The 5,493-nt window shown below is 55.1% G+C and carries 3 rRNA genes; all 3 read left to right on the top strand.

Annotated elements, in window-relative coordinates:
• Positions 1-235 precede the first annotated feature (235 nt).
• The 3 genes from F6B42_RS14765 to rrf all read left to right on the top strand — a co-directional run bounded on the left by F6B42_RS14765 (position 236) and on the right by rrf (position 5,453).
• Positions 236-1,756, top strand: a 16S ribosomal RNA gene (locus tag F6B42_RS14765).
• Between the two features lie 371 nt (positions 1,757-2,127).
• A 23S ribosomal RNA gene (locus tag F6B42_RS14760) occupies positions 2,128-5,235 on the top strand.
• 101 nt (positions 5,236-5,336) lie between these two features.
• Positions 5,337-5,453 (top strand): 5S ribosomal RNA (gene rrf / locus F6B42_RS14755).
• Together the 16S, 23S and 5S rRNA genes form the textbook arrangement of a ribosomal RNA operon.
• Positions 5,454-5,493 lie beyond the last annotated feature (40 nt).

The following is a 5,493-nucleotide window of genomic DNA, read 5'->3' as shown; positions in this document are numbered from 1 at the left end:
TGCCTTCTGGGCTGGTTGTGAGACTGGCTGGGGGAGCGTCCGATCCTTGAGAACTCAACAGCGTGCACTTGTCAAATGCCAAATAACCTCGTCTCCACTTCGGTGGGGTGAGATTCCTTTGGATCAAAGACCTCTCCTTTTGGGGAGGCAATGGATAGTCAGCAATGATTTATCTCTTTGGTCAGCATCAAACTCGCTGCTCCAGCCTTTTTCCGGTTGGTCGCAGCAAATTTTCTTTACGGAGAGTTTGATCCTGGCTCAGGATGAACGCTGGCGGCGTGCTTAACACATGCAAGTCGAACGGTGAAGCCCAGCTTGCTGGGTGGATCAGTGGCGAACGGGTGAGTAACACGTGAGCAATCTGCCCCTGACTCTGGGATAAGCGCTGGAAACGGCGTCTAATACCGGATATGAGCTGCGGCCGCATGGTCGGCAGTTGGAAAGATTTTTCGGTCAGGGATGAGCTCGCGGCCTATCAGCTTGTTGGTGAGGTAATGGCTCACCAAGGCGTCGACGGGTAGCCGGCCTGAGAGGGTGACCGGCCACACTGGGACTGAGACACGGCCCAGACTCCTACGGGAGGCAGCAGTGGGGAATATTGCACAATGGGCGGAAGCCTGATGCAGCAACGCCGCGTGAGGGATGACGGCCTTCGGGTTGTAAACCTCTTTTAGCAGGGAAGAAGCGAAAGTGACGGTACCTGCAGAAAAAGCGCCGGCTAACTACGTGCCAGCAGCCGCGGTAATACGTAGGGCGCAAGCGTTATCCGGAATTATTGGGCGTAAAGAGCTCGTAGGCGGTCTGTCGCGTCTGCTGTGAAATCCCGAGGCTCAACCTCGGGTCTGCAGTGGGTACGGGCAGACTAGAGTGCGGTAGGGGAGATTGGAATTCCTGGTGTAGCGGTGGAATGCGCAGATATCAGGAGGAACACCGATGGCGAAGGCAGATCTCTGGGCCGTAACTGACGCTGAGGAGCGAAAGGGTGGGGAGCAAACAGGCTTAGATACCCTGGTAGTCCACCCCGTAAACGTTGGGAACTAGTTGTGGGGTCCATTCCACGGATTCCGTGACGCAGCTAACGCATTAAGTTCCCCGCCTGGGGAGTACGGCCGCAAGGCTAAAACTCAAAGGAATTGACGGGGACCCGCACAAGCGGCGGAGCATGCGGATTAATTCGATGCAACGCGAAGAACCTTACCAAGGCTTGACATATAGAGGAAACGTCTGGAAACAGTCGCCCCGCAAGGTCTCTATACAGGTGGTGCATGGTTGTCGTCAGCTCGTGTCGTGAGATGTTGGGTTAAGTCCCGCAACGAGCGCAACCCTCGTTCTATGTTGCCAGCACGTAATGGTGGGAACTCATGGGATACTGCCGGGGTCAACTCGGAGGAAGGTGGGGATGACGTCAAATCATCATGCCCCTTATGTCTTGGGCTTCACGCATGCTACAATGGCCGGTACAAAGGGCTGCAATACCGTGAGGTGGAGCGAATCCCAAAAAGCCGGTCCCAGTTCGGATTGAGGTCTGCAACTCGACCTCATGAAGTCGGAGTCGCTAGTAATCGCAGATCAGCAACGCTGCGGTGAATACGTTCCCGGGTCTTGTACACACCGCCCGTCAAGTCATGAAAGTCGGTAACACCTGAAGCCGGTGGCCCAACCCTTGTGGAGGGAGCCGTCGAAGGTGGGATCGGTAATTAGGACTAAGTCGTAACAAGGTAGCCGTACCGGAAGGTGCGGCTGGATCACCTCCTTTCTAAGGAGCATCTGGCACTTCGGTGTCCAGGCCCCCGATCAGAGCGAATGTCTCTGCGGGGTGCTCATGGGTGGAACATTTGACATGGTGCGAAGGATGAAGGTCTTCTTTAGTACGCCGCTTGCGGTGGGAACGGGGAGGGTTTCGGGTGTCGCACCTGCACGCTGTTGGGTCCTGAGGGACCGGGCTTCATGCCTGACTCTCTGGGCCTTTTCTTCATGCTGCTGGTCGGTATGTGGGGGAGGTACCGCCCGTACTTTGAGAACTACACAGTGGACGCGAGCATCTTCGATGCGACACCTTCGGGTGTTGTGTCGTGAAGATGATCTTAAAGATCATTAGTCAATTTTTTGACGATTCAACTCATGTGATTTCAAGTCTTTAAGAGCAAACGGTGGATGCCTTGGCATCTGGAGCCGAAGAAGGACGTAGCAATCTGCGATAAGCCTCGGGGAGTGGATAAGCACACTGTGATCCGAGGGTGTCCGAATGGGGAAACCCCGCTGGGCGGCGTGCCGACCTAGTGACTCCCGCCTGAATATATAGGGCGGGTAGAGGGAACGTGGGGAAGTGAAACATCTCAGTACCCACAGGAAGAGAAAGCAACCGCGATTCCGTTAGTAGTGGCGAGCGAAACCGGATCAGGCTAAACCTAGCGTGTGTGATAGCCGGCAGGCGTTGCATGTTGGGGGTTGTGGGACTTTTCAGACAGTTCTGCCGAATTGTCGGCGTTACAAGATGGTATAGACGAACAGGTTTGAATGCCTGGTCATAGAGGGTGCGAACCCCGTAGTCGAAATGCCTCCCTTGGCGCGAAGAGTATCCCAAGTAGCACGGGGCCCGAGAAATCCCGTGTGAATCTGTCAGGACCACCTGATAAGCCTAAATACTCCCAGATGACCGATAGCGGACAAGTACCGTGAGGGAAAGGTGAAAAGTACCCCGGGAGGGGAGTGAAATAGTACCTGAAACCGTTTGCTTACAAACCGTTGGAGCCTCCTTAGCAGGGGTGACAGCGTGCCTTTTGAAGAATGAGCCTGCGAGTTAGCGATACGTGGCGAGGTTAACCCGTGTGGGGTAGCCGTAGCGAAAGCGAGTCTGAATAGGGCGATTTTAGTCGCGTGTCCTAGACCCGAAGCGAAGTGATCTATCCATGGCCAGGTTGAAGCGACGGTAAGACGTCGTGGAGGACCGAACCCACTTAGGTTGAAAACTGAGGGGATGAGCTGTGGATAGGGGTGAAAGGCCAATCAAACTTCGTGATAGCTGGTTCTCTCCGAAATGCATTTAGGTGCAGCGTTGCGTGTTTCTTGCCGGAGGTAGAGCTACTGGATGGCCGATGGGCCCTACAAGGTTACTGACGTCAGCCAAACTCCGAATGCCGGTAAGTGAGAGCGCAGCAGTGAGACTGTGGGGGATAAGCTTCATAGTCGAGAGGGAAACAACCCAGACCACCAACTAAGGTCCCAAAGCGCGTGCTAAGTGGGAAAGGATGTGGAGTTGCTGTGACAACCAGGAGGTTGGCTTAGAAGCAGCCACCCTTGAAAGAGTGCGTAATAGCTCACTGGTCAAGTGATTCCGCGCCGACAATGTAACGGGGCTCAAGCACGCCACCGAAGTTGTGGCATTGACATTTTTGGTAGGCCTTCGTGGTCCAGCCGTGTTGATGGGTAGGAGAGCGTCGTGTGGCCAGCGAAGCGGCGGTGTGAACCAGCCGTGGAGGCTACACGAGTGAGAATGCAGGCATGAGTAGCGAAAGACGTGTGAGAAACACGTCCTCCGAAAGACCAAGGGTTCCAGGGTCAAGCTAATCTTCCCTGGGTAAGTCGGGACCTAAGGCGAGGCCGACAGGCGTAGTCGATGGACAACGGGTTGATATTCCCGTACCGGCGAAGAACCGCCCAAGCTAATCCAGTGGTGCTAAGAGTCCTAACCCGGGCTTAGTTGATCCCTTCGGGGTGAGACGGTCCGGTCTAACGCTCGACCCCATGCTGGTGCGGCTAGCGTATTAACAGGTGTGACGCAGGAAGGTAGCCCAACCCGGGCGATGGTTGTCCCGGGGCAAGTGCGTAGGCCGAGTCATAGGCAAATCCGTGACTCATACAGGCTGAGACACGATGCGGATAAAAAGTGGGTGATCCTATGCTGCCGAGAAAAGCATCGACGCGAGGTTCTAGCTGCCCGTACCCCAAACCGACTCAGGTGGTCAGGTAGAGAATACTAAGGAGATCGAGAGAATCGTGGTTAAGGAACTCGGCAAAATGCCCCCGTAACTTCGGGAGAAGGGGGGCCTTCCACTTATTAGGATTTACTCCGAAAGGGTGTGGAGGCCGCAGAGACTAGTGGGTAGCGACTGTTTACTAAAAACACAGGTCCGTGCCAAGTCGCAAGACGATGTATACGGACTGACGCCTGCCCGGTGCTGGAAGGTTAAGAGGACCGGTTAGCCGCAAGGCGAAGCTGAGAATTTAAGCCCCAGTAAACGGCGGTGGTAACTATAACCATCCTAAGGTAGCGAAATTCCTTGTCGGGTAAGTTCCGACCTGCACGAATGGCGTAACGACTTCCCAACTGTCTCAACCGCGAACTCGGCGAAATTGCACTACGAGTAAAGATGCTCGTTACGCGCAGCAGGACGGAAAGACCCCGTGACCTTTACTACAGCTTGGTATTGGTGTTCGGTGTGGCTTGTGTAGGATAGGTGGGAGACTGTGAAGCGGTGACGCCAGTTACCGTGGAGTCATTGTTGAAATACCACTCTGGTCACTCTGGATATCTAACTTCGAACCGTAATCCGGTTCAGGGACAGTGCCTGGTGGGTAGTTTAACTGGGGCGGTTGCCTCCCAAAAAGTAACGGAGGCGCCCAAAGGTTCCCTCAACCTGGTTGGCAATCAGGTGGCGAGTGTAAGTGCACAAGGGAGCTTGACTGTGAGACTGACAGGTCGAGCAGGGACGAAAGTCGGGACTAGTGATCCGGCAGTGGCTTGTGGAAGCGCTGTCGCTCAACGGATAAAAGGTACCTCGGGGATAACAGGCTGATCTTGCCCAAGAGTCCATATCGACGGCATGGTTTGGCACCTCGATGTCGGCTCGTCGCATCCTGGGGCTGGAGTAGGTCCCAAGGGTTGGGCTGTTCGCCCATTAAAGCGGTACGCGAGCTGGGTTTAGAACGTCGTGAGACAGTTCGGTCCCTATCCGCTGCGCGCGTAGGAAATTTGAGAGGATCTGACCCTAGTACGAGAGGACCGGGTTGGACGAACCTCTGGTGTGCCAGTTGTTCCGCCAGGAGCACCGCTGGTTAGCTACGTTCGGGATGGATAACCGCTGAAAGCATCTAAGCGGGAAGCCGGCCTCAAGATGAGATTTCCATGCCTTCGGGCGAGAGGCTCCCAGCCAGACTACTGGGTTGATAGGCCGGATGTGGAAGCGTGGTAACACGTGAAGCTGACCGGTACTAATAAGCCGATGACTTGATAACACACCGTTTTTGGTGCTTGCGTCCACTGAGTGGTTCTCGATGTACGGTCGAGAACCGCGTAACGAATCAATCGTTATGCCTTGATGAAACATCAATAGTGTTTCGGCGGCCATAGCGTGAGGGAAACGCCCGGTCACATTCCGAACCCGGAAGCTAAGCCTCACAGCGCCGATGGTACTGCAGGGGGGACCCTGTGGGAGAGTAGGACACCGCCGGACTTCTTTCGTGAAATGGCCACCCAAAGCTGGGTGGCCATTT

This window comes from Microbacterium radiodurans (genome assembly GCF_008710705.1).
Taxonomy (GTDB): domain Bacteria; phylum Actinomycetota; class Actinomycetes; order Actinomycetales; family Microbacteriaceae; genus Microbacterium; species Microbacterium radiodurans.
This window is presented reverse-complemented; position numbering and strand designations above follow the sequence as displayed.